The following is a 25292-nucleotide window of genomic DNA, read 5'->3' as shown; positions in this document are numbered from 1 at the left end:
ACACCGCCTCGTGTAAACTCTCTTCCAGCAAGGAGGAGCCATGCCCGCTGATAGCAGCCGTAGCCAACAGCATTTAAAAGCCATTAACCGCGCCCTGGCCAGCGGTACCTATACCCAGGTACGTCAGCTGATCAACAATTTGCCCGGCGCGGAAGCGGCGCATTTACTGGAATCCTCCCCGCCACGGGAACGGGAAATTCTCTGGCAGTTGCTGCATAAAGACCAGGAATCCGAAGTCCTGCAATACCTGGGCGAAGAGGTCCGGGTCGAACTGCTGCGTAACCTGTCCACCGACGAACTGGTCTCGCTGGTCGAAGAACTGGACACGGATGACCTGGCGGATTTGCTGCAAGAGCTGCCGGACCATGTCACCTCCCAGGTGATGGCCAGCCTGGACGAACAGAACCGCGAACGGCTGGAGCATGTGCTCAGCTACCCGGAAGACACCGCCGGCGGCCTGATGAACACGGACGTGATCACCGTGCGTCCGGAGATCACCTTCGAAGTTGTTCAACGCTACCTGCGTCGCCGCGGCGAAATTCCTCGCACCACGGATAACCTGGCCGTAGTGAACCGGAAAAACCAGTTCATCGGCCTGCTGCCACTGACCAAGGTACTGATCAGCGACCCAGGCACCACCGTGCGCGAAGCCATGATCACCGACACGGAATCCATTACTGCCACCCTGCCCGCCCACGAAGTGGCAAAGATCTTCGAACGCCACGATTTGGTAACCGCCCCGGTGGTGGATGAGGACGGCATGCTGGTGGGCCGGATCACCATTGATGACGTTGTTGACGTAATCCGCGAAGAAGCGGATCACTCACTGATGAGCATGGCCGGTCTGGATGAAGACGAAGATACCTTCGGCTCCGTGTGGCAAACCGCTCGCCGTCGGGCCCTGTGGCTGGGCATCAACCTGCTGACTGCACTCGCCGCCTCTGCCGTCATCGGCCTGTTTGAAGCCACCCTGGAAAAAGTCGTGGCGCTGGCCATCCTGATGCCCATCGTGGCCAGCATGGGCGGTATCGCCGGCAGCCAGACACTGACCTTGGTGATCCGCGCCATGGCGCTGGGCCAGATCCAGTCCAACAACACCCGCTACCTGCTGTTCAAGGAACTGTCCGTGGGTGCAATCAATGGCTTGCTATGGGCAACCGTGATCGGCATTACCGCCGGGCTGTGGTTCAACGACCCCAACCTCGGACTGGTCATCGCCGCCGCCATGGTGATCAACCTGGTGATGGCCGCCAGCGCCGGCGCTCTGCTACCTATCACCATGAAACGTCTCGGCATCGATCCGGCCCTGGCCGGCTCCGTGGTGCTGACCACCATTACCGATATTGTCGGCTTCTTTGCCTTCCTCGGCCTTGCCACGGTGCTGTATGCACACCTCCTCACCTGAGCCGCGATGGTGATAACTTGCAGCATGCTGCTGCCGCAGAGCGGTATAAAAAAGGTTCATCGCGGAATTGAGTAATCAGCCGGCTTCAGAACTTGTCTCATTATCCCGCCTTGGCAGCCGCTGGACGCCGGATGCCAGACGACGGACGCTTGCATTCAAAACCTGAACACCTTGGCCCCGATACTCTCCGCGCAAAATGCATTACCCGATCACGACCTTAATGATGGCCCTGAAATCCCCACAATAACGACAGCCGCTCAGGCCAGGGGTTTTACGTCAGGCATTCGGCGTCAAGCGTTTGGCAACGTGCCGGGCATTCGCGATAACCCAATTAAACGTTGAGAAGCGTGTTCTTCACTCCAGTCCGCGAAGAACCATAAAAAAAGGCGCCGTACCCGGCGCCTTTTTTTATCACTGCATCATTGCCCGTCGCGCTTATTCCACAAACAACTGCTTGAACGATACGTAGTACGCACCGGCCAGAATCGGCATCACGAACAACCACCCCAACAGGAGCGGAATCGCTGCTACCACCAGGATCAGGGAGATCACCAGGGTATAAACGATGAAGGGAATAATATTTTTCAGGCAGGCATCCAGGCTCAGCTTCATGGCGTCGACCACCCCTTTTTGCCCCAGAAAGATCAGCGGCACGACGAAGTAAAACAGGAACATGAAGACAAACATGGCTACCGTGGCCAACAGGCCAAGCACCACGATGGCCGCAGTACCGCCGTCACGGCCGAGCAGGAAAAACAGGCCACCCAATACGACGCCCGCCACCAACAGCACCACCAACTGCGCCACTGCGGTCATGATCAGTGGACTGGTACGGTCAGAAAACCCGGCGAACAGATCCGAGAAATCAGAACGGTTTTCCGTATCGATACGATGAAAGATTTTCACAATGCCCGCGTACAGCAGCGGTGTCAGCAGTATCTGGGCAATCGCACCCAGAAGCGGAATGATCTGCAAGGCAGAAGTGATCAGCACAGTCACTACCAGCGCGCCCAATACCACACCCCAATGCCCGCTGAGCATGCCATGACCTTTGCCAATCCAGCCCATGGCATCACCCACGCTAATTTTGCGTGGCGCGATGATGGTGAACTCATTGGCGCTGGCTGGCGCCGCATTGGCCACATCCGATTGCGGCTGTTGATACGGATTCATATCACTCATTAGCTGGTTCCTTCCCTTTCCCAAGTCAAAAAAATAATCGAATCACACCGGAGGCCATTACCGGCCGGCAATCTTAATGGGCGACAACAGCAGGGACCCACAGGCAATATTCCCGCGGTAATCCACATCCGTGCCACTACCCTGAATCCCCAGCAGCATCTCCCCCAGGTGACCGGCAATAGTAAACTCTTGCAAGGCACCTTGTATGACACCGTTCTCAAACCAGAAACCGCTTGCTCCCCGGGAGTAATCTCCGGTGACCAAATTGATGCCCTGCCCCATGACCTCAGTGATCAGAATCCCCTTCGGCACCTTGGCCATCAGCTCCGCCAGCGAATCACCGGTATCAGTAATACGCACATTGCGAACACCGCCACCATTGCCGGTGGGCGCCATCTCCAAACGCCGGCTGGCGTACAGGCCCAGCGCATACTGTTTCAGCACACCGTCTTCCACAAACGCCTGAGCCCGGGTGGGCAAGCCGTCACCATCGAAAGGCGCCGACGCGTTGCCCGCTGCCAGGTGCGGATTTTCCGTGAGCTGAAACCCGGCCGGTAACACCGCCTTGCCCAGGCAGTCCTGCAGAAAAGAGCTACGGCGATACAGTGCTCCGCCGCTGATCGCAGAAACCAAATGTCCCAACAGACCCGACGCCACTTCCGGGGCGAAGATCACCGGCAGCTCACCGGTTTCCGGCACCTCAGCACCCAACCGGGCCAGGGCGCGCTCACGGGCTTGCTCCCCCACGGCTTCGGCAGACGCCAGACGATCTCCCACACGCCCACCGTCATACCAGTAATCGCGCTGCATGCCGGCCTCATCTTCCGCCACCACACTGCACACACGGCTGTGGTGGGTGCCACGGTAGCCGTGCAAAAACCCTTCCGAGGTGGCATACACCCGCAGGCTGGCCCCGCTGTTGACGGAGGCACCTTCGGAATTGACGATGCGCGCATCGTCACGGGCCACGGTTTCACAACGCAATGCCTGCTCAATGGCAGCCTGGGTATCCATGGCCCAGGGGTGATACAAATCCAGGTCTGTCACTTCCTTTGCCAGATCAGCCGCTGGCGCCAGCCCCGCATAACGGTCTTCTTCGGTGTAACCGGCAATAGCCGTGGCAGCAGCCAGGGTGGCCCGCAAACTGTCCCGGTTATCATCGGAACTACTGGCGTGGCCTTTACGCTGCCCCTTGTACACGGTCACCGACACACCCCGGTCACGGTGGAATTCCACTGTTTCCACTTCGCCCTGCCGCACGTTGACCGAATAGCCCTGGGACAGGCTTACTCCCACTTCCGCCGCATCAGCGCCCTGCCGTTTGGCCTCTTCTATCAGCCAGGCAGCCGTATCTTTGGCCTGTTGTAACTGCGTATTGTCGAGTTCGGCTGTCGTTGGGGAGGAATCAGACATAAAATAGCGGTTCCATTGATGGGTATTAAACAGTTATGACCGAGTATAGCGACGACCAGATCACCAGCAAGGGCCAGCAAAAGCGCGAAGACAATGCCTTGCAAGAGCTGGGTCTGTTACTGATGGACATGAAACAGGTGGAGCGCGAGCGCCTGCCCCTGCGTGACGATCTGCAATACGCGCTGGTTGAAGCCACACGCATCACCAGCCACGAGGCACGCCGCCGCCATGCCCAATACATCGGCCGGCTCATTCGCGAAACCAACAGCGAACAGATCATTCAGGCGCTGGAGCAACTCAATGATCCGTTTCGCCAGCAGCGTCTCAGCAACTGGGTGGAGCAGATTGTAATCTGCGAACAGCCCAAAGATGCGGAAAGCACCGTGCAACAAATTCTGGAATTCTTTCCCCACGGTGACCGCCAGCAGCTGCGCAACCTGACGCGCAATGCACTGAAGGCCCGGGTGAAAGACCCCGCCGACGCGCCCCCCGCGGAAAAGGAGAAATTCAAACGCGAGCGCCGCAAGCTAATCAATTACCTGAACCAGCTGGACAAGACGGCACCGCTGTACTGACATCGGCGCGTTGCCCAAAGCCATATCAAGGCCGCCCCGGAACCACCAGGGCGGCTTTATCCGCTTGCCACCAGCGTAAAAAACGCCCGCCCACGGATTTCTGTGGTTGCGAATGGGCCTCGCCTTCAATGCCCTGTTCCTTTTCCATCAGCGCCACTTTTTCATTCGCCGCGTCGAACCAGGCTTGCGGATCATTGACCCCGGCGGCCATCGCCTCGCCGTACAACGCCTTGCTGAACCAGGTCCGTTCGGAATCATCGCCACAACCGAACGAGGTGCGATCTGCCGCCGCAGAGGAAAACACCACTCGCTCCGGCGTCGCCAGGCCTTCCACCCACTTGCCCGAATAACAGGCCGACACAATCACCCACTGATGCCGGGCAGACAATCCATTCAACCATTGCTTGCCATCGGCCACGGTGAGGTTGTTGAGCTTCAGGCTTTTGTCATCCAGCAGCAGATCACCGTCGGGAGAACCATGGCTGACAAAATGCACCAGCAATAAATCTTCCTCAGGGTCCAGCAAGGCATCCAGCGCCTTGAGACTTTCCTGCACGCTGGTACGGGTGGCCAGCGGCAACTCATCGCTGCCACCATTGATCAGGCGTACATGGCGGCGCTTCAAATCAAACACCGAGCCCAACCGTTCCGCCACCCAGTCCACCTCACGGGCAAACACCGCTTCGGTGCCATCACCGCCGACTACCAGCAAATAGACATCGCGCACACCGGGTCGCTGGGGCGCCAACGAGGACAAGACAGACTGTAATCGGCTGGATTCGGTATACAGCCGCGCTTCCATGGCCGCCGCCTGCTGCTGCTTGCGCTGCCGCCAGGCTTTTTCACTGGGGTAGTAATCGCCCCGTACAAAAAAGCCCTTCTCCACCACGGGCTCGCCCTCATCACGGGGCCGCGTGCGCGTCCCCGGGCCTTCCGCGTGGCCGTTTTCAAACGTGGCGCGGATCACCACGCCGTCCGGACGGGTCAACTCCCCTTTGCCTTCAAAGGTGAAGAAATCGAACTCGCCCTGATAGTGGTAACCTTCCTCGTTGCGGTAAGTTCCCTTCACCATGTAACCCTCGGCAAAGGTGCCTTCAAACTGTTCTGCTGATGCGGTGACCCAGAGCCCTTGTCCGTGCGGTTGAAAATCACGGAATTCCCCCTGATAGGAATTATCGTCCAGATACGCCACCGAGCCTTTGGTCAGCTCCCCATTGGTGAACTGCCCCTGATAGGACGCATCCGGGCAGGTATAACTCCCTTCACCATTGAGGACGCCATTCACAAAGTGGCCTTCCTGCACACAACCATCCCGGCCTTCCAGGCGCCCCTCACCGGTCATCAAGCCTTCCTGGAATTCTCCCTCGTAATGCCGACCGTCCGGCCAGGTCAGGCTACCCTGACCGTGGAACAGGTTATCTTCTGTGTCGCCGTCATACACGGCGCCATCAGGCATGCGCACATCCGCCGGCAATTGCACCGGCTCACAGCCAGACAGCAGTCCCAGCAATACCAACAGACACAGGTTTCTCATAAGCGACAGGCTTTCATTAGCCCACTGGCAGCTTGAACTGAGCCAGCTGGGACGAGGTACGGCGCAGGTGAGTGCATAACAGGCGGGCGATATTTTCCATCACCAGACTCACCGCATGGGGGCTGCGTTTTCGCAACTGCTCGATACCCTTGCGGGTCAGCACAATCAGGGTAGCGTCTTCCGCCGCGCGCACGGTTGCCGAACGGGGCTCGTGGTCCACCAGCGCCATTTCGCCCATGGAATCACCAGGGCGCAGATGCGCAATCACGACTTCGCCACCGCCGTCATTATCCTTGACGATATCCAGGCAACCGCGCACCACAAAGCAGACAAAATCACTGCGGTCGCCTTCCCGGCAGACCACGTCGCCCACCGGCACCCGGTTCACGAACACCAGCTTTTCCAGCACCGCCAGCTCCTCATCACTGAGGCCGGCAAACAGGCGCATGCGCGACAGAATATCCAGAACCTGGGACATCAGGCGGTGCCTCCCACGGTGAGCGCATCCACGCGCAGGGTCGGCTGGCCCACGCCCACCGGCACGGATTGGCCATCCTTGCCACACACGCCGATGCCCGAATCCAGCGCCAGGTCATTACCCACCATGGAAATGCCCCGCATGACTTCCGCGCCGCTGCCAATCAGGGTGGCACCTTTTACCGGACAGACAATCTTGCCCTTCTCCACCAGGTACGCTTCGCTGGTAGAAAAGACAAAACGGCCAGACGTGATGTCGACCTGGCCGCCGGCAAAGTTCACCGCATAGATGCCACGATCCAGGCTGGCAATAATATCCTGCGGATCGCTCTCGCCCGGCAGCATGTAGGTATTGGTCATACGTGGCATGGGCAGGTGCGCATAGGATTCACGGCGACCATTGCCGGTGGGGGCAACCCCCATCAGGCGCGCATTGGTCTTGTCCTGCATGTACCCCACCAGCTTGCCGTTCTCGATCAGGGTATTGCAGGCAGAAGGCGTACCTTCGTCGTCCACACTCAGGGAACCCCGGCGATCCATCAGGGTGCCGTCATCCACCACCGAGCACAGTGGCGAGGCCACCCGTTCGCCCATTTTCTTGGCGAACATGGAGGTTCCCTTGCGATTGAAGTCCCCCTCCAGGCCATGGCCCACCGCCTCATGCAACAGCACCCCGGGCCAGCCGGGGCCCAGCACCACCGGCATGGTCCCTGCCGGCGCCGCTTCGGCCTCCAGGTTCAGCAAGGCACCGCGTACCGCCTCGCGGGTCCAGGTTTCGATGCGCTCTTCCTGCAGCAGCCAGTCATAGGCCACGCGGCCGCCGCCGCCAGCACTGCCCCGCTCACGGCGGCCTGCCCGCTCGGCAATCACACTCACATTGCAGCGAATCAACGGGCGCACATCCGCCGCCAGGGTGCCGTCACTGGCCACCACCATCACCACATCCTGCTCTGCACTGAGGCTGGCGGTGACTTCGACAATGGCCGGGTCCAGGGAGCGGGCCATGGCATCAATACGCTGCAACAGTGCGACTTTTTCCTGGGCGGGCCAGCCCAGCAAGGGGTCGATGGCGGTGTAGCGGGCGGTTGCGGCGCGGCTGGCCAGTTGGATCTGCCGATCCTGGCCTTGCCGGGTAATCGCCCGCGCGGCGCCGCTGGCCTGCTGCAATGCCGCCAGGGTGATGTCGTCGCTGTAAGCAAAGCCGGTCTTGTCGCCCTGCACGATACGCACACCGGCGCCGCGCTCGGTATTGAAACTGGCATCACGAACAATGCCATCCTCCAGCACCCAGGCCTCATGGCGGCTGTGCTGAAAATAGATATCGGCGTAATCCGCCTGCCCGGTCAGTTTGCCATTCAGCAGTGACGCCAGTTGCGGGGTGTGCAGATTGGCCGGAGCCAACAGCACGGATTCGGCAATAGAAAGAGCGTCATCAGTTTGCGTCATAAGGACCTTCAATACGTAATCGTTGATGCTGCTGTACAGGCATTCGCTGGCGAAGCTCGTCCATGGTAGCAAGGTCCAGCGGCGCCACAAGCGCGCCGGGCTCATTCTCCAGACTTGCCACCACGTCCCCCCAGGGGGACACCAGCATGGAATGGCCATAACTGGCACGACGCGGGCCATGTTGCCCGCATTGGTTGGCACCCAGCACATAACAACCGGTCTGCACCGCAGTAGCACGCAGCAGCAGCTCCCAATGGGCGGCACCGGTCACGGCGGTAAACGCCGAGGGATAGACCAACAACTGGGCGCCGGCACTCACCAGGCGCTGGGCAAGGGCCGGAAAGCGCAGGTCATAGCAGATGGCCATGCCCACCTGCACACCCGCCAGGGGCACGGTGACGATGGTTTCACCGGGCTCAAAAAGATCCGACTCCCGGTATTGGCCCTGAGCGTCCTGCACCTGAGCATCAAACAAATGCAGCTTGTCATAACGGCCAACGATCTCGCCATCCGCCGTTACCGCCAGGGAGCGCGTGCGTACCCGTGGAGCGGACACAGGCTCACCGTCCGGGCGATGCAACGACGGCACACTACCACCAATGATGGCCATGCCCAGCCGGGACGCCTGCTCACAGAGCCACTGCTCCAGCATGGTGTATTCTGCCGCCAGCACCCGGTAATCACCGCCGTAGCCCGCAAAATTTTCCGGCAACACCGCCAGGCTGGCGCCCTTGTCCCGGGCCGCCTGCAACAGCTCGGCAGCCTGCTCCAGGTTGGCCTGCGGCGTTTTACCGCTGGTCATCTGTATTGCGGCAACCTGTGCCGCTGCGTTAGGCACCGTCATTCGAAAATCCCTTCGGTTTCAGACACTTTCGGGTTCGACCAACTGCCGCTCACGCGGTATTCCATGGTCGCAGTCTTGTCCAGTTTATCGCCCCAGATGCGCTCCACCACAAAGATACCGGCACAGGCGGCAGGCCCGGCCAGACACCCGGCATACAGGTTGCTGGACAGGGGTAACGTGACTTCCATCTGATGGTTCAGGGTTTCTTTTTCAAGGTCGATGGCCCCTTTCACACGAATGGCGGCCGAGGGCGAATCAATGGCCAGATTGCTGGTGGACACCTGGGGACCGTCGATGGCGAAGTCCCCGCTGATGCTGTCGCAACTCAGCCCCTTCTTGTACAGGTCGGAGAAATCCAGCCGCAATCGGCGCTGGATGGTGCCCAGATTGAGGATACCCAAAAGCCGCAAAAACGAGGTCTTGGTGTCGGTATCGGGAATCCGGCATTCGCCGATATCCACCCGCGCCTGACCATCCAGAGCAAGGTAATCCGGCGCCAGTGGCCACTGTGGCCAGCCCAGCGACACCTTGGCACTGGCGTCATCGGATTCAATCATTTCCGGCAGCCCCCAGGCACTCAGGGAACGCCCCAGATTATCGGACGCCAGCGATCCATTGAAGCGGGTGTACTGATTGCCGCTGTCTTCTGTCCAGTCCACCGTGCCCTGTATCCGGCTGGCCCGCCAGCGGCCCTGCAGATTGTTGATCCGCACCCCTTGCGCCGTGGGACGCAGGTCCGCCTGCCATTCACCGAAGTCTTCACCGTTGATACGCAGGTTGGCCAGGCGGGCATCCACGGCAGGCAGACTCATCGGCGACAGCGGCGCCCCGGATTTCGGATCCGCACTTTCCGGCAAGGTCAGATTCATCCGCGATACGGATAAATTCAGGGGCGCGTCTCCCCGGGCCGAAAACCCTTCGGGAATGGTCATGGAGCCGGCCACGGTCGGGCTGCTCAGGGCCAGGTCCCAACCTTTGCCGCTGGGCAGCACCGACAGGCTCGCTCCGGGCACATCCACGCCGAACAAATCCAGCGTGGCCACCTGCACATTTACCTTGTTAAGCCCACCTTGCTGGCCGCCAGAATCGTCACTATCCGACGTATTGTCCTCCATGGCCGGCGCCAGCTGATCGCTGACAAAATCGATCCAGGGTTCCACGCTGGCACGGGCCAGGCGCCCATGCACATCGATGCCAGACGCGGGAATGCGCGGCGTCCCGGCCCCCAATCGAAGGTCACCCCGCACCGTTTCACCCAGCGCAAAGGCGCCGCGCACGACATCGCCATACTGCAGCCCCAATCGCTGGCCATTGCCGGTAAGGTCCAGCGTCAGCGCCCGGGTCTGCGCCGCACTTTTGCCCAGAGGCGCTGGCGCCTTCACTGTCACGCCCTTGAGGGAGGAGGTCGCGTGCAGGGCAAAGGGCGTGCCCTGCCAGGGCACCTGAATGGTCAGCGCCAACGGCAACGAACCACTGGCCGGGGCCAGCCAGTTGAAACCCAGCCACTCACGCACCGACTTCACTGGCACCGCCCCCTCCAGGGCGAGGGTGCTCTTGCCCGCGTCGGTGGTCCATTTGCCCGTCACCTTGCCACCCAGCGTGGAGGCGCTGAGCTGCGACATCTGCAACCCGTCGCGCAGATGGAAATACACCGGCGCCTGCACCTCAGTCAGCAGCAGGTTGCGTTCCGTATTTTCCACCCGGCCATCGGCCACGGACGCATCCACGATCACCATGGGCGCGCCCTCACCTTTCTTGAGCGGGATATTCAACGTCAGCTGCCCCCCCATGGTGCCGGACTGATAGCGCCAGTCTTTCACCTCGTCGGGCAACTGTTCTGTCAGCGGGGTGTCCTGAAACACCGTATCCAGGTCACTGAGCGGGCCGTGAACCTTACCGGTGACAATCACGCGGGGCCCGGTCTCATCATCAAACGCCGGCACGTCCACGTGCACATCCGCCACCTGGCTATTGAGCAGATTGCCCCGGCTGGCCACCCCCTGCACTTCCCGGCCATTAATCCATACATCCGCGTTAACCCCAGTGGCCTGCGGCCAGTCAGGCAGAAACGACAGGCGCACGTCCTCGCCCTGATAACGCATCTGGAAAGTCCGGTCCTGCTGCCGGCTTTTATCGATTTTCACCGGCCCTTGATAGAGCAGCTGGCCCCGCTGCAAATGACCATCGCCGATGGCCTGCCCAAGCCAGCCGGACAGGCCATCGGGCAACCGCTTCAGCGGAATGTAGTGATTGGCACGGGCACCATTGCCATCGTAAATCTCTGCCGCCAGACGCAGCTCGGGCACCTGCTCCGGGCGCACGGTCACCGCAACCATGGCCTCACCGTGAGCATCCGGGTTCACCACGCGCAGGCGGCTGGAGCGCACCGTGAGCGCATCGCCCTGGCGCTGCCAGCCAAACACCCCGGCCATCTGGCCACCCAGTTCGTGGTCATACAGGCGCGGCAGACGCAGCGCCAGATCATCGCTGTACAAATGCGCCAGCCCCGCATCCGGCGACCCTGCAACCCACCCGTTCAGACCTTTGACGCCGGGAATCCGGTCATCCGCCTGGCTGGCCAGGCCGGCAAAGCGCATCTGAAACTGTTCCAGATCCCGCGCGTGGCCACTCAGGTACACCCCCTCCACCACACCGCGCGGGGACAACACCGACAATTGCTGACGCACCTTGCCGGCGGGCGCCGGCAGGCTGAATGGCCAGCTCTGAAATTGCTGGCTGATGGCGTGCACGGGCAGTTCATTGGCGCGCAGCTGCCACTGGCGCCGTTCGCCCCGGGTCTCCCAGCGCAACGCCATATCACCCAGCGTGAGCGGGCCGGAAGGCGACTTGCCGGACAGACTGGACAACGACAAGGTCGCTTTATCGTCCTCGCGCAGCAGTGAGGCGCGCAGGGACAAACCGGTTAACGGCCAGGCCGTATCTGCCTGGGTAAGCGTCAACGTGGGCACATCAACCTGCAGCTGGCCGCTGATCGGCTCACCGCCTTCCAGGGTGCCCCACAGCGCCACGGAGGCATCCAGCGAGCCAAGATCCAGCGGCATTTTGTCTATATCGGGCAACCATTCGTGCAGGCGCCTGCCCTCGAAGCGGGTATAGATATCCGCATCCACCTCATCCAGCGCGTAGGCATCATCGTGCAGGTGTATTTTTGCCAGCAGGGAAAGAGGCCGGTCCCTAGCTTCCACACGCACCGCCAGCCGGTGTTCGCCACCCGTGTTGGTCATGGTGGCATCCAGCTGCGATGCCGCCAGCGGTGGCATGCCCGGCCATTCCAGGGACAAGCGGGCATCGCTGATCGACAACAATTGCTGGCGGTAAAACAACTTGAGGATACGCTCCAGCGGCGGCCGGGATTCAGGGTCACTCTGGCCGAGCACATCCAGGCCACGCAGACGAATCTTGCCGTCTTCACCGCGCACCAGATTCAAATCCACCCCGCGCACACTGAATTCCTCAAGCACCAGGTCCCGGTGCCACAGGGAGCGAAACACATCAATGCTGAGCACCACTTCATCCAGCACCAATGGCGCCTCCCCTTCCGGGGCGGGCAGGCGAATCTGGCGGGCCACGAACTGGGGCACCAGGCCGGACATGGTGCCGTTCAGTTCAGCGATGGTCAGCGGGGTCTGAATGCGTTCTTCGAAGAGATGCTCAAGGCGCTCACGGTAATCCGGCACCAGCAACATCAGCTGACGCCCTACCACCACATAGGCAGCCATCAGCAATAAAATGATCGCGGCTGCCCACCACAGGGAAGGAAGCAGTCGGCGCCAGCGTGAAGTGTGGGTCGATGCCATAAGTCAGTCGACTTGCCAGTAAGGAATGTCGGCCCATTCAAGCAACGCCACCGTTTGCTCCAGGGGCAGGCCAACCACTCCACTGTAACTGCCAGACAACGATGCCACCAGTGCGCCGCCTAGCCCCTGAATGCCGTAACTGCCCGCCTTGTCGCGCCCTTCACCTGTGGCCACATAGGCCTGCAGGCGCGCGGCATCCAGTGGCCGGAAGTGCACTGTCGTCACCGAATAGCGCACGGCTTGCCGACCCTCAAGGCAAAGACAAACCGCCGAGATGACCTGATGGGACTGTCCGCTCAGCTGCGCCAGCATCGCCAGGGCATCGGCATCATCGGCAGGCTTGCCCAGAATACGCTCCCCCAACACCACCGCCGTATCTGCACCCAGTACAGCACCCGGTGCCGGCATGCGGGTCAGGCCCACGGCCGCCTTTTCGCTGGCCATACGCTGCACATAGTCCAGCGGCACCTCACCGGGACGGGGCGTTTCATCGATGGCCGGAGCGGGCAACACCGTAAAGGGAACGGCAATCTGCTGGAGCAATTCCGCCCGGCGGGGAGAGCCGGAGGCAAGGTAAAGAATCATAGAATTAGTTGCTAGTTGATAATGGACAATTGATAGCTGCGCGACCCAGTGATGCCGAGAACTGAAAAATTGAAGCCGCGCCCAAAGTAATCCGGGTTTTCGCTGTCAACGATCAATTATCAACTGCGAACGACGCTTTTATCGTACTAGAAATCGCAACTGAACCCAGCGTAACGCCGCACATACCGGACGCCACAACAGCGCGCTGGTCACAGAAGAGTAGAGAATGGTGTAAGGCGGGTACAGGGTACGTCCCACGGATTCCTGCACCAGAAACGCCAGCAGGCTCACCGTGCCCACCAGCAGGAAGACCACCGCACACTGCTGTAGCGCGGTGAATACGCGCATACGCTTGTAAGCCGCCAGCATCACGAAGGCGCCCAGCGCCGTGGCCAGCCCCCACTGCCCCAGCGTGGTGCCCACCAGCACGTCGTGATAGAGCCCCACAAAAAAGCCCCACAACACACCAATGCGATGCGGCAGGGAAAGCACCCAGTACACCAGCACCAACAGCATCCATTCCGGGCGCACCCAATCAATGCTCGCCGGCAGCGGGATCACTTCCAGCAGTGCCGCCAGCAACAGGGTGACGATGATAACGCCGGTGCCGGCGGGACGATCACTGATCATTGTCGGCCTCCGCTGGGGTGGGCGCACGTACCGGGGTTTGCGTGGGCTGCACCAGCAGCACATGGCTGGCACGATCCAGCTGCGCAGTGGGGCGAGCAGCAATATGCGCGAAGGGGGTGCCCGCCTGATGATTCACCGAGGTGACGCTGGCCACCGGATAGCCGCGGGGGTATAACTGCCCCAGGCCCGTGCTGACCAGCAGATCACCTTCCTGGATATCTGCGGTGTCGGGCACATACAACAATTTCAAACCGCTGGATTGCCCCACCCCGGCCAATACGGCGCGCACCCCATTACGGTTTACCTGCACACTCATGGCGTGGCTGGCGTCGGTGATCAGCAACACACGGGAACTGAGCGGGCCGGCATCCACCACCTGGCCAATCAGGCCCTGGGAATCGAGCACCGCCTGCCCCCGGGACACATTGTCCCCGGACCCTTTGTTGATGACGATCTCCTGGCGGTTAGGATCAGGATCCACACCGATGATTTCCGCCACCAGCACATTGGCATCCAGATCCGCCGAGGAATTGAGCAGCTCACGCAACCGCACATTCTCGGCTTCCAGCACCGCCAGACGCTGCACCTTCTGCTCCAGAATCAATGCCTGACGCTGCAAACGACGGTTTTCGTCAAGCAGGGTGCCGCGGCTTTGGGTCTGTTCAGAAAGCCATTCACCGCTGTCCACGGGCAAGTGGGCGAGGTAATGAATGGGCGCCGTCAGGTAGCCCAGTGCATGGCGCACGGGCGCAGCCCAAGGGGTACGCTGGTCCAGCACCATCATGACGACAGCCAGGACCAACGCGATAATGAGTCGGTAGGAGGGTTTGGCCGGGGCCACCATGGGAGTTAACCCATGGCCAGCATGTCAAAGCCCTGGCTGTCCATCAGCTCCAGCGCCTTGCCGCCACCTCGGGCCACACAGGTCAACGGATCATCGGCAACAATCACCGGCAGGCCGGTTTCTTCCGACAGCAAACGATCGATATCGCGCAACAGGGCACCACCACCCGTGATCACCAGACCACGCTCGGCAATATCCGAGGCCAGTTCCGGCGGGGAGGCTTCCAAAGCATTTTTCACCGCATTGACGATGGCCGCCAGCGGCTCTTTCAAGGCTTCCAGAATTTCTTCGGAATTCAGGGTAAAGCTGCGCGGCACCCCTTCGGCCAGGTTCCGGCCACGCACATCAATTTCACGGATTTCAGCACCCGGGTAGGCCGTACCGATTTCGTGCTTGATACGTTCAGCGGTGGATTCACCGATCAGCGAACCATATTCCTTGCGCACGAACGCCACGATCGCTTCGTCGAAACGGTCGCCGCCAATACGTACGGATTCAGAATACACCACGCCATTAAGGGAAATCAGGGCAATTTCAGTGGTGCCACCACCGATATCCACCACCATGGAACCGCGGGCTTCTTCCACCGGCAGGCCGGCACCAATAGCCGCCGCCATGGGTTCTTCAATCAAATACACATCACGGGCGCCAGCCCCATAGGCGGAATCCTGAATGGCACGGCGCTCCACCTGGGTGGACTTGCACGGCACACACACCAGCACCCGGGGCGCTGGCGGGAAGAATCCGGTGTCGTGCACTTTTTTGATGAAGTACTGCAGCATCTTCTCGGTCACATCGAAATCGGCGATCACGCCGTCTTTCATGGGCCGGATAGCGGTAATATTGCCCGGGGTACGCCCCAGCATACGCTTGGCATCCGCGCCAACGGCCGCCACACTCTTCTGTGCACCATGGTGGCGGATGGCAACCACGGAGGGCTCATCCAGCACAATGCCGCGGCCACGTACGTAAATAAGGGTGTTTGCGGTCCCCAAATCGATGGACAAATCGGTGGAGAACATCCCCCGAATACGCTTGATCATGGACATCCTAGCCAGTTTCCTGAACTTTTCGCGAAAAAACGATGCCTGGCGGGAAAAAGCCGGGCATCTCATAAGATGGCGCAACTCTAGCAACGGCAGGGGCATTGGGCAAGCTGGCGTGCTCTGCGGACAGTGGCCCCGGACAGGCGGTCTATGGTACTTTTTGCGCCTTCCAAGCCTCATACCTCCCCTCTGCCAGCCTTCGGTGGGGGATGCCTACGGAGAGAACCATGGCCATTGATTCCAAGGTGGTTGCCCAGGTGGCCCACCTGGCGCGCCTGAAAGTGGACCCCCAGGACAGCGACGCCCTGTCCGATCGCCTGAATGACATCCTCGCGATGGTAGACCAACTGCAACAGGCTGACGTAGAAGGCGTGGCCCCCATGGCCCACCCTCTGGACGTCACCCAGCCCCTGCGCGACGACGTGGTCACCGAGCCCAATATCCGCGACAAGGCACTGGCAATTGCCCCGGCAGCCGAAAACGGCTGTTTCCTGGTTCCCCGGGTCATCGAGTAACGACGACCGTATAAAGGCGACTGACTGACCATGCACAACAAGACCCTGACCGAACTCAAGGCTGGCCTGGCCAACCGGGACTTCTCCTCCCGGGAGTTGACCGAGCACTTCCTGGCCCGCATCCAGCAATACGACGGCGACCTCAACAGCTTTGTCACCGTCACCGACACCCAGGCGCTGGCCCAGGCCGATGCCGCCGACGCCGCCATTGCCGCCGGCAAGGCCGGCCTGCTCACCGGCCTGCCCATCGCCCACAAGGACATTTTCTGCACCGAGGGCGTGCGCACCAGCTGTGGCTCGAAAATGCTGGACAACTTTATTGCCCCCTACACCGCCACCGTGGTGGAAAAGATGGCTGCCGAAGGCGCCGTCATGCTGGGCAAGACCAATATGGATGAGTTCGCCATGGGCTCGTCCAACGAGACCAGCTACTACGGCCCGGTGAAGAATCCTTGGGACCTGGAACGGGTTCCCGGCGGCTCCTCCGGCGGCGCCGCGGCCTGTCTCGGCGCCCGCCTGGCCCCTGGCGCCACCGGCACCGACACCGGCGGCTCTATCCGCCAGCCCGCCGCCCTGAACAACATCACCGGCCTCAAGCCCACCTACGGTCGCGTCTCCCGCTGGGGCATGATTGCCTTTGCATCCAGCCTGGATCAGGCCGGCCCCATGGCACAGAGCGCCGAAGACTGTGCCCTCATGCTGCAGGCCATGGCTGGGCACGATCATCGCGACTCCACCAGCCTCAACGAAAAGGTGGGCGATTATCTGGGCGCCCTGAAAGACGATATCAGCGGCCTGACCATCGGCATCCCGGAAGAATTTTTCCCGGACACCCTGGACGGCGCCATCGCCGATAACAGCCGTGACGCCATTCGCGAACTGGAAAAACTCGGCGCTAAAGTCGTCTCCGTGTCCCTGCCCAGCATCAAGCTGTCGGTGCCGGCCTACTATGTGATTGCCCCGGCAGAAGCCAGCGCCAACCTCAGCCGCTTTGACGGCGTGCGTTTCGGCCATCGCTGTGACGACCCGAAAGATCTGGAAGACCTGTACAAACGCTCCCGCTCCGAAGGGTTTGGCGACGAAGTAAAACGCCGCATCCTGGTCGGTGCCTACGCCTTGTCCGCCGGTTACTACGACGCCTACTACCGCCGCGCCCAGCAAGTCCGTCGCCTGATCCGCGACGACTTCGCCCGCGCCTTTGAAAAAGTGGACGTACTGATGGGCCCCACGGCACCGGAAACCGCCTTCAAACTCGGCGCCAAAAAGGACGACCCGGTGAGCATGTACATGGCCGACGTCTTTACCATTGGCGTTAACCTGGCAGGCCTGCCGGCGCTGTCCATGCCCACCGGCTTTATCAACGGCCTGCCCACTGGCACCCAGATCATCGGTAACTATTTCCGTGAAGGTCAGATTCTCAACGTGGCCCACAAATATCAGCAAGCCACTGACTGGCACAAGCAAGCGCCAGCGTTTGGAGGTGCACAATGAGTTGGGAAGTGGTTATCGGTCTGGAAGTGCACGTCCAGCTCAACACCGCCAGCAAACTGTTCTCCGGCAGCAAGCTGTCCACCGGCGCAGAACCGAACACCCAGGCCTCACTGGTTGATCTGGGCCTGCCAGGCACCCTGCCCGTGGTCAACCGGGAAGCGGTACGCAAGGCCGCCCTGTTCGGCCTGGCCATTAATGCCGACATCTGCCGCCACAGTGTTTTTGAACGAAAAAATTATTTTTATCCGGACCTGCCCAAGGGCTACCAGACCACGCAACTGGCGGAGCCGGTTGTCGGTGCTGGCGAAGTCGAAATCCAGCTGGCCCCGAAGGGCAACCAAGGTGGCGAGGGCGAGAAAAAAATCGTTCGCATCCATCATGCCCATCTGGAAGAAGATGCCGGCAAGTCTTTACATGAAGCTTTCTTTGATGAAAGGGGCCACGGCATGACCGGCATCGACCTGAACCGCGCCGGCACCCCACTGATTGAAATCGTCAGTGAGCCAGACATGGCCAACGCCGAAGAAGCCGTGGCCTTTGCCCGCAAGTTGCACGCCATCGTCACCTCCATCGGCATCTGCGATGGCGACATGTCCCAGGGCAACATGCGCTTCGATGTGAACATTTCCGTTCGCAAACCCGGCGAGCCACTGGGCACCCGCACCGAAACCAAAAATCTCAACTCTTTCCGCTTTATGGAAAAGGCCATCGCCCTCGAAGTAGAGCGGCAGATTGACGTTCTGGAAGATGGCGGCGAAATCGTTCAGGAAACCCGCCTGTACAATGGCGACACACACAGCGCCCGCTCCATGCGCAGCAAGGAAGACGCCAACGACTACCGTTACTTCCCCTGCCCGGACCTGTTGCCCGTCGCAATTACCGATGCCGACATCGAAGAGCTGAAAGCGGCCATGCCAGAGCTGCCGGATTCTCGCAAGGCACGCTTCATCAACGACTATCAGCTGTCAGAGTACGATGCAGACCTGTTGTCCGGCTCCATCGCCACTGCCGCGTTCTTCGAAGCAGCCGCCAACGCCGGTGGTGACGCCAAGCTGGCCGCCAACTGGGTCATGGGCGAACTCGCCGCCAAGTTGAACGCCGAAGAAAAAGATATTGCCGACAGCCCGGTTAGCGCCGAACAGCTGGGCCAGCTGATTGCTCGACTGAAAGACGGCACCATCAGTTCGAAAATTGCCAAACAGGTATTCGAAGCCTGCTGGGCCGGCGAAGGCAACCCGGACGACATCATTGAAGCCAAGGGCCTCAAACAGATGAGCGACACCGGCGAACTGGAAAAAATTGTCGATGACATCATCGCCAACAACGCCGCCCAGGTGGACGATTACCGCAACTCTGACGACGCCAAGAAAAAGAAAAAAATCGGCTTCTTTGTGGGCCAGGCCATGAAGGCCACACAGGGCAAAGCCAACCCACAACAACTGAACAAACTGTTGCAGGAGAAACTGCAATGAGCCTGATCCATGACCGGGTAAAACTGGAAAAGAAAGACGGCATTGCCTACGTCACCCTGAGCCGGCCCGATAAATATAACGGCCTGGATTTCCCGATGATGGAAGGGCTGGTGGAAACCGCCCGCCTGATTCGCAAGGACCGTGAATTACGCGCCGTGATTCTTCAGGGCGACGGCAAGGCATTCTGTGCCGGGCTGGATTTCGGCACCGTCATGAAACAGCCGGTAAAACTGCTGCGCAGTTTCACCAAATACGGCATCAAGAAAACCAATCTTTTTCAAGAAGTGTGCTGGTGCTGGCGCGAACTGCCCATCCCGGTGATCGCCGTGCTGCACGGCTACTGCTACGGTGGCGGCATGCAGATTGCGCTGGCAGCGGATTTTCGCATCACCACACCAGACTGCGAAATGTCCATCATGGAAATCAAGTGGGGCATGATTCCCGACATGACAGGCACCGTGACCCTGCGTGAACTGGTGCCCATGGACGTGGCCAAGGAACTGACCATGACCGGGCGTTTGTTCACCGGTGACGAAGCCAAAACCATGAACCTGGTCACCCGCGTGGCAGCCGATCCCCTGGAAGAAGCTGAAAAACTGGCACAGGCGATCAAGACCCGCTCACCGGATGCCATCAGCGCCAGCAAGGCCCTGTTTCAGCAAAGCTGGAACGTGCCGGAAGCCCAGGCTTTCGACGTGGAAAGCAAACTGCAATTCAAAATGCTGCGCAGCAAAAACCAGCGCCGCGCCATGCAGGCCAACATGAAAAAAGAAGCGCCAACGTTCGGCCCTCGCGAACGGGATTACTGAACCGATTCGCACACACCGGGGCGCCTTGCCCCGGTGTCTTTCCCTCCTCATCGATCTGCCAAGCGAGTCCTGTTTCCTCTCGGGATCTTGCGGCATACTCAATGCAGAAACCGACCATTATTGAGGCAGCGTATGATTTCTGTAGCCGAAGCCAGCGGCGGCTTTTCCGCCCTGACCCGCCTGTACAAACGTCTCGTCAAGGAACTGATCGGTCAGCTACCGCTGCAGCCACAAACCCTGCCCCTGGCGCCCACGGACGATGCCTTGAAATACGGCATGTGTCGCGACACCACCTATGTGGTGAAAGGCGGCATGCTGGGGATGCGCTGTCAGGACCGCAAGCTGTTCACCTGGGACGAGGGCGACCTGATTCTCCCCGACGCCGGCAACGATGAAATTACCTATTACGCAGAAAGCTCCGTGCTGCTGGCCGCCTACCCCACCGTCGAACTGGTGGATGCGGTTCTCGCCGACGAACAGATGGCACGGCTGTGGACCCGGATTCTTACCACCCAGCAAGGCATGCTGACACGGCTTCTCGCCGCCCATGTTCCCGAAGAGCACCACACCACACCGGGTTTCGCCTATTTTGAGCCCGGCAATATCATCATTCACCAGGGCGAACCCGCCGACTATGTTTTCAGCCTGTTCGAAGGTGAAGCGGATGTGCTGGTGGATAATGTGGTCGTCGGTCATGTCAGCGAAGGAGAAGTGCTCGGCGCCATCGCCCTGCTCACGCATTCACCACGCAGCGCCACGGTGCGGGCAAAATCACGCTGCTCGGTGGTCAAGGTTCCCAAGCACCAGTTCAAGAACCTGATCCGGACCAACCCCGGCATGATCCACAGCCTGCTGACAGACATGGCCCGGCAGGTAAAATCATTGAATGGTCAGGTGGTGGAATTGTCGGCCTGATCCGGCGACGTTCGCCTCCAGGCCCGAAAGCGCAACCTCAGCAACCCCCAGGGAGGGCGGCTCACCATGAAACATCTCATCGGATGGGCGTTTCTGATTGTGGTCATTGTTCTGGTTCTGATTGGCGTCATGGCGGAAGACCCGCCGATCATGGCCGAAGGCATGCAGGACACGCCGGCCGCCACGGACAATCAGCCCGGCAACTGACGCGCCGCGCAAACCGGGCATTGAGGATCGCGGGGAATCGCCACCTGGCGCCAGCCCAGCGTTCGGCCGTCGAACAAATGCAGCACCGATGCCACCGAGGCACCGGACAGCGTTCGTATGGCAGCCAGAGCCTGCAAGGTTCCCACCACACCGACCACCGGCCCGAGAATCCCCGCCTCGCTACAGGCCAGATCACCGTCCGTGCCGTCCCCGTACACACAGGCGTAGCAGGGGCTGTCTGCGGCGCGCAAATCAAACACTGCCAACTGGCCATCCATGCGAATAGCGGCACCACTGACCAGAGGCTTGGCATGGGCCACACAGGCACGGTTGATGGCCTGTCGAGTGACGAAGTTATCGGTGCAATCGAGTACCAGGGTCGCCTCCGTGACGGCGTCATCCAGCCAGGCATCATCCACGCGCACCACCGCCGAGCGCACGTCCACATCCGCGTTCAATAGTTGCAGTTGATCTCGTAGCGCCTCAGCCTTGGACTGATGCACCTGATCACCGCGAAAGGCCACCTGCCGGTGCAGGTTGCTCAGCTCCACCCGGTCGTCATCCGCCAGCACCAGCTGCCCGACACCGGCACCCGCCAGATATAACGCCGCCGGATTGGCCAGGCCACCACAACCGACGATCAATACCCGGGCGGCTGCCAGTGCCTCCTGCCCGTCCAGATCCAGTTCATCCACCATCAATTGGCGGCTGTAGCGATTGAGTTGCTCGTCGTTAAACATGAAAAGACTCGCTGCATGCAACACGCTTCACGCTGACACGCAAAGCCGGTCTATGAAAGTGACGGCAGAAGCCTGAAGATCGCAAGCAGGCTTTCGCCTACACCGGGTGCTGCCCAAAGGTGACCCGATCGTTGCCACCCAGATCCTGCGCCGTACCCACCTGCACGAAGCCGGCCTGCGTCAACAGGGTACGCACGGCCTCACCTTGCTCAAAGCCATGCTCCAGCAACAGCCAACCGCCGGCAACCAGTTTGCCGGCGGCTTGCTGAGTAATGGCAGCCAGATCCGCCAACCCGTTATTGGGCGCAACCAGTGCCGAGCGGGGCTCGAAACGCACATCCCCTTCATCCAGATGATGGTCACTTTCCTCGATATAGGGCGGGTTGCTAACGATCAAATCAAACGGCCCCGGGCTGGGCGACAGCCAGCTGCCCTGCAGACAAGTCACCGCGGCCCCCAGCCGATGAGCGTTGTCAGCGGCCACCTGCAAGGCGGCCTCACTCAGATCCACCAGGGTGACATGCCACTCCGGCCGCGCCAGCGCCAGGGAAACGCCGATGGCTCCGGTCCCCGTGCCCAGATCCACCACCCGCGCCTCGGCGGGCACATCCAGCGACAGGGCCTTTTCCACCAGGGTTTCCGTATCCGGGCGGGGAATCAGGGTATCGGCGGTCACCCGAAACAGGTGGCCGAAAAACTCCCGCTCGCCGATCAAATGCGCCACCGGCTCGCCCGCCACCCGGCGGTCCAGCAAGGACGTAAAGTCGGCCTGCTGCGCAGTGCTCAGTTCGCGTTCGGGCCAGGTAAAGAGATAGCTGCGCGGCTTGCCCAGCACGTGGCAAAGCAGCAACTCCGCATCCAGTGCGGCGCTCGGCGAGTCGCTCAACCGGCTACGCGCATCGCGCAGGGCCGCGTCAATGCGCATGGTGATCAGCTCTCGCCCAGCGCGGCCAGCTGATCGGCCTGGTACTCCGCCAGCAAGGCACCCAGCAATTCATCCATGTCCCCCTCCATCAGCTCGCCCAGGCGATACAGGGTCAGGTTGATGCGGTGGTCGGACACCCGGCCCTGCGGGTAATTGTAGGTCCGGATGCGCTCGGAACGGTCACCGGAGCCCACCAGGGACTTGCGCTCCGCCGCCTGCTCCGCGTGGGCCGCGTTCTGCTGGGCATCATAGAGTTTGGCACTGAGCAGGCTCATGGCGCGGGCCTTGTTCTTGTGCTGGCTGCGCTCGTCCTGACATTCCACCACCACACCGGTGGGCAAGTGCGTAATACGCACCGCGGAATCGGTAGTGTTAACGTGCTGCCCCCCGGCGCCGGAGGAGCGATAGGTATCGATCCGCAGATCTTCGTTGCGAATGGTGATATCGCCCAACTGCTCGGCTTCCGCCATGATCGCCACCGTACAGGCGGAGGTATGGATACGCCCCTGGGATTCCGTGGCCGGCACCCGCTGCACCCGGTGGGCACCGGATTCAAATTTCATGCGCGAATAGACGCCATCACCGATCACCCGTGCGATCACCTCCTTGTACCCGCCGTGCTCGCCCTCACTGGCGCTGACCATCTCCACTTTCCAGCCACGCTGATCGGCGTACTTGGAATACATGCGGAACAGATCGCCGGCAAAAATGGCCGCCTCGTCGCCGCCAGTGCCGGCGCGGACTTCGAGGAACACGTTGGCACCGTCGCGGGGGTCTTTAGGCAACATCAGTTTCTGCAGTTCTTCGGCAAGCTCCTCCATGCGCGCCTGGGCATCACGGGCTTCTTCCGCGCCCATTTCGCGCATATCCGGATCGCTGTCGTCCTGCATGGCCCTGGCCGCGTCCAGGTTATCAGCAGCCTGCAGATACGCCTGATAGCATTTCACCACCGGATCGATTTCCGCGTACTCCCGGGACAAATCACGAAACTGGTTCTGATTGCCGATCACATCCGGGTCAGACAGCAATCCCGCCAGTTCTTCGAACCGGTCTGCGAGCTTATCCAGCTTGCCTTGCAATGACGCTTTCATAGAGTCCTCTAAAGCACAGTGCTTTATTCAGGGGTGTATTCGGGTGAGCTATTCGTTTTCTTCGGACGAGGAACCCGGATTTTCGAGCAGCAGCTCGCGGGCCAGCAACAGGGCTTCGGCGCGACCATCAGCCGCCATTTTTCGCAAGGTCACACTGGGCGTATGCAGCCACTTGTTCACCAGCGAATGCTGAAACTTGCGCAGCACCTGTTCCGCATCGCCACCATTGCGTAACTGCTGAAGGGCTTTTTCCAGTTCACTCTCCGCCATGCTGGTGCGTTGCTCACGGTAGTCGCGCAACACCTTGACGGCATCCTGCTCACGACGCTGACGGCGATGCCGCACAATGGCATCACGGATCAATTCCGAGGCTTCCTGGGCCGCCTGCTGACGGGCACGGACATTTTCCTGAATGGCTTCCTGCAGGTGATCCACGGTGTACAGGTAAACATCGTCCAGCTCGCCCACTTCCGGTTCGATATCCCGTGGCACGGCGATATCCACCATGAACATGGGCCGGTGGCGACGTTTTTTCAGGGCCCGCTCTACCATGCCCTTACCCAGAATCGGCAACGGGGCGGCAGTACAGGAAATCAGGATATCGGCACTTTCCAGCGCCACCGGCAATTCTTCCAGGCTGATGCCCCGGCCGCCCACGGCCGCTGCCAGCTCGCTCGCCCGTTCCTGGGTGCGGTTGGCAATGGTAATTTCCTGCACCTGCTGCTCGCCCAGATGACGCGCCACCAGCTCGATCATTTCACCGGCACCGATCAACAACGCCCGGCTTTTTTTCAGGTCCGCAAAAATGTGGCGCGCAAATGAAACCGCCGCATAGGCCACCGATACCGGGTTAGCACCGATGCCGGTTTCCGTGCGAATGCGTTTGGCCACCGAAAAGACTTCCTGGAACAGGCGCGACAGTTCGCCATTGAGCAGGCCTGCCTCGTGGGCGCGGGCATAGGCTTCACGCATCTGCCCCAGGATCTGGGGCTCGCCCAGCACCAGCGAATCCAGGCCGCCTGCCACCCGCATCATGTGCTCCAGCGCCTGCTCCCCGGAGTGCTGATACAGCACCGTGGACAACCGTTCGGCGGACAGGTTACGGCTCGAGGCCAGCCATTGGGTAAAATTCGGGGAAACGTCGTCAGTGAGGCAATACAGCTCGGTGCGATTACAGGTAGACAGCAAGGCAGCCTCCCGCACACCGGGCATCTCACGCAAGCTGGCCAGCGCCGCTTCCGCCTGCTGCGTTGAAAACGCCAGACGTTCGCGTAACTCCACATCCGCGGTGGTGTGATTGACGCCAACAGCGACTAGATTCATACATT

23 protein-coding genes are annotated in these 25292 nt (G+C 60.7%); 8 read left to right on the top strand and 15 right to left on the bottom strand.

Features of this window, described 5'->3' with window-relative positions:
* The first annotated feature begins 40 nt into the window (after positions 1 to 40).
* Positions 41 to 1405, top strand: a complete 1365-nt coding sequence (gene mgtE, locus F1529_RS07820) for a magnesium transporter (RefSeq protein ID WP_007148384.1) — start codon at positions 41 to 43, stop codon at positions 1403 to 1405.
* Between the two features lie 435 nt (positions 1406 to 1840).
* Here mgtE and F1529_RS07815 read toward each other — a convergent pair whose 3' ends face one another.
* Both F1529_RS07815 and pmbA read right to left on the bottom strand, forming a co-directional pair.
* A complete protein-coding gene (locus F1529_RS07815) occupies positions 1841 to 2587 on the bottom strand; it encodes a BPSS1780 family membrane protein (RefSeq protein ID WP_007151509.1) in 747 nt (248 codons plus the stop codon).
* A 57-nt stretch (positions 2588 to 2644) separates the two neighbouring features.
* Positions 2645 to 4000, bottom strand: a complete 1356-nt coding sequence (gene pmbA / locus F1529_RS07810; RefSeq protein WP_155133476.1) for a metalloprotease PmbA — start codon at positions 3998 to 4000, stop codon at positions 2645 to 2647.
* Between the two features lie 35 nt (positions 4001 to 4035).
* Here pmbA and yjgA point away from each other — a divergent pair, with 35 nt between their 5' ends.
* On the top strand, positions 4036 to 4575 hold the full coding sequence (gene yjgA, locus F1529_RS07805; RefSeq protein WP_155133473.1) for a ribosome biogenesis factor YjgA: 540 nt from the start codon (positions 4036 to 4038) through the stop codon (positions 4573 to 4575).
* A 25-nt stretch (positions 4576 to 4600) separates the two neighbouring features.
* Here the strand turns inward: yjgA and F1529_RS07800 are convergent, their stop codons facing one another.
* The 9 genes from F1529_RS07800 to F1529_RS07760 form a co-directional block, all read right to left on the bottom strand.
* A complete protein-coding gene (locus F1529_RS07800) occupies positions 4601 to 6109 on the bottom strand; it encodes a C13 family peptidase (RefSeq protein WP_155133470.1) in 1509 nt (502 codons plus the stop codon).
* 16 nt (positions 6110 to 6125) lie between these two features.
* A complete protein-coding gene (locus F1529_RS07795) occupies positions 6126 to 6587 on the bottom strand; it encodes a Crp/Fnr family transcriptional regulator (protein WP_007151180.1) in 462 nt (153 codons plus the stop codon).
* On the bottom strand, positions 6587 to 8032 hold the full coding sequence (gene tldD, locus F1529_RS07790) for a metalloprotease TldD (RefSeq protein ID WP_155133467.1): 1446 nt from the start codon (positions 8030 to 8032) through the stop codon (positions 6587 to 6589). Before tldD ends, F1529_RS07795 begins: the two co-directional genes overlap by 1 nt.
* Positions 8019 to 8876 (bottom strand): carbon-nitrogen hydrolase family protein, encoded by an 858-nt coding sequence (locus tag F1529_RS07785; protein ID WP_155133464.1) that lies wholly within the window; start codon positions 8874 to 8876, stop codon positions 8019 to 8021. Before F1529_RS07785 ends, tldD begins: the two co-directional genes overlap by 14 nt.
* A complete protein-coding gene (locus F1529_RS07780; RefSeq protein WP_196220381.1) occupies positions 8873 to 12694 on the bottom strand; it encodes a YhdP family protein in 3822 nt (1273 codons plus the stop codon). Before F1529_RS07780 ends, F1529_RS07785 begins: the two co-directional genes overlap by 4 nt.
* 3 nt (positions 12695 to 12697) lie before the next feature.
* A complete protein-coding gene (locus F1529_RS07775) occupies positions 12698 to 13279 on the bottom strand; it encodes a nucleoside triphosphate pyrophosphatase (protein ID WP_155133461.1) in 582 nt (193 codons plus the stop codon).
* A 138-nt stretch (positions 13280 to 13417) separates the two neighbouring features.
* The gene (mreD, locus tag F1529_RS07770) at positions 13418 to 13909 is read right to left on the bottom strand and encodes a rod shape-determining protein MreD (RefSeq protein WP_007150669.1); all 492 of its coding nucleotides are present in this window, start codon (positions 13907 to 13909) and stop codon (positions 13418 to 13420) included.
* On the bottom strand, positions 13899 to 14753 hold the full coding sequence (gene mreC / locus F1529_RS07765) for a rod shape-determining protein MreC (RefSeq protein WP_155133458.1): 855 nt from the start codon (positions 14751 to 14753) through the stop codon (positions 13899 to 13901). The genes mreD and mreC overlap by 11 nt, the downstream gene beginning before the upstream one ends.
* Positions 14754 to 14758: 5 nt before the next feature.
* Entirely contained in the window at positions 14759 to 15796 is a 1038-nt protein-coding gene (locus tag F1529_RS07760) for a rod shape-determining protein (RefSeq protein ID WP_039927492.1), read from the bottom strand.
* 230 nt (positions 15797 to 16026) lie between these two features.
* On the opposite strand from F1529_RS07760, the gene gatC reads away from it, so the two are divergent.
* From gatC to F1529_RS07730, 6 genes are all read left to right on the top strand, one after another.
* Positions 16027 to 16314 carry an Asp-tRNA(Asn)/Glu-tRNA(Gln) amidotransferase subunit GatC gene (gene gatC / locus F1529_RS07755; protein WP_155133455.1) on the top strand — a complete coding sequence of 96 codons (288 nt, stop codon included), beginning with the start codon at positions 16027 to 16029 and terminating at the stop codon, positions 16312 to 16314.
* Positions 16315 to 16344: 30 nt separating this feature from the next.
* A complete protein-coding gene (gene gatA / locus F1529_RS07750) occupies positions 16345 to 17805 on the top strand; it encodes an Asp-tRNA(Asn)/Glu-tRNA(Gln) amidotransferase subunit GatA (RefSeq protein ID WP_155133452.1) in 1461 nt (486 codons plus the stop codon).
* On the top strand, positions 17802 to 19277 hold the full coding sequence (gene gatB, locus F1529_RS07745; RefSeq protein WP_155133449.1) for an Asp-tRNA(Asn)/Glu-tRNA(Gln) amidotransferase subunit GatB: 1476 nt from the start codon (positions 17802 to 17804) through the stop codon (positions 19275 to 19277). Before gatA ends, gatB begins: the two co-directional genes overlap by 4 nt.
* Positions 19274 to 20086, top strand: coding sequence for a crotonase/enoyl-CoA hydratase family protein (locus F1529_RS07740; RefSeq protein WP_155133446.1), 813 nt, complete (start codon positions 19274 to 19276; stop codon positions 20084 to 20086). Before gatB ends, F1529_RS07740 begins: the two co-directional genes overlap by 4 nt.
* A gap of 132 nt (positions 20087 to 20218) precedes the next feature.
* Positions 20219 to 21001: a cyclic nucleotide-binding domain-containing protein gene (locus tag F1529_RS07735; protein ID WP_155133443.1), complete on the top strand. Its 783-nt coding sequence runs from the start codon at positions 20219 to 20221 to the stop codon at positions 20999 to 21001.
* A 66-nt stretch (positions 21002 to 21067) separates the two neighbouring features.
* Positions 21068 to 21208 (top strand): hypothetical protein, encoded by a 141-nt coding sequence (locus F1529_RS07730; protein WP_155133440.1) that lies wholly within the window; start codon positions 21068 to 21070, stop codon positions 21206 to 21208.
* On the opposite strand, the gene F1529_RS07725 is transcribed toward F1529_RS07730, so the two are convergent.
* From F1529_RS07725 to hemA, 4 genes are all read right to left on the bottom strand, one after another.
* The gene (locus tag F1529_RS07725) at positions 21193 to 21948 is read right to left on the bottom strand and encodes a molybdopterin-synthase adenylyltransferase MoeB (protein ID WP_155133437.1); all 756 of its coding nucleotides are present in this window, start codon (positions 21946 to 21948) and stop codon (positions 21193 to 21195) included. The genes F1529_RS07730 and F1529_RS07725 overlap by 16 nt on opposite strands.
* A gap of 97 nt (positions 21949 to 22045) precedes the next feature.
* Positions 22046 to 22873 (bottom strand): peptide chain release factor N(5)-glutamine methyltransferase, encoded by an 828-nt coding sequence (gene prmC / locus F1529_RS07720; protein ID WP_155133434.1) that lies wholly within the window; start codon positions 22871 to 22873, stop codon positions 22046 to 22048.
* Between the two features lie 5 nt (positions 22874 to 22878).
* A complete protein-coding gene (prfA, locus tag F1529_RS07715; RefSeq protein WP_007150265.1) occupies positions 22879 to 23964 on the bottom strand; it encodes a peptide chain release factor 1 in 1086 nt (361 codons plus the stop codon).
* A gap of 48 nt (positions 23965 to 24012) precedes the next feature.
* Complete coding sequence (gene hemA / locus F1529_RS07710) at positions 24013 to 25287, bottom strand: glutamyl-tRNA reductase (RefSeq protein WP_007148964.1); 1275 nt, start codon at positions 25285 to 25287, stop codon at positions 24013 to 24015.
* Positions 25288 to 25292: the final 5 nt, after the last annotated feature.

The organism is Alcanivorax sp. VBW004 (assembly GCF_009718865.1).
GTDB lineage: Bacteria > Pseudomonadota > Gammaproteobacteria > Pseudomonadales > Alcanivoracaceae > Alcanivorax.
Note: the sequence above shows the minus strand (reverse complement) of the source record. Positions and strands in the feature narration are given on the sequence as shown.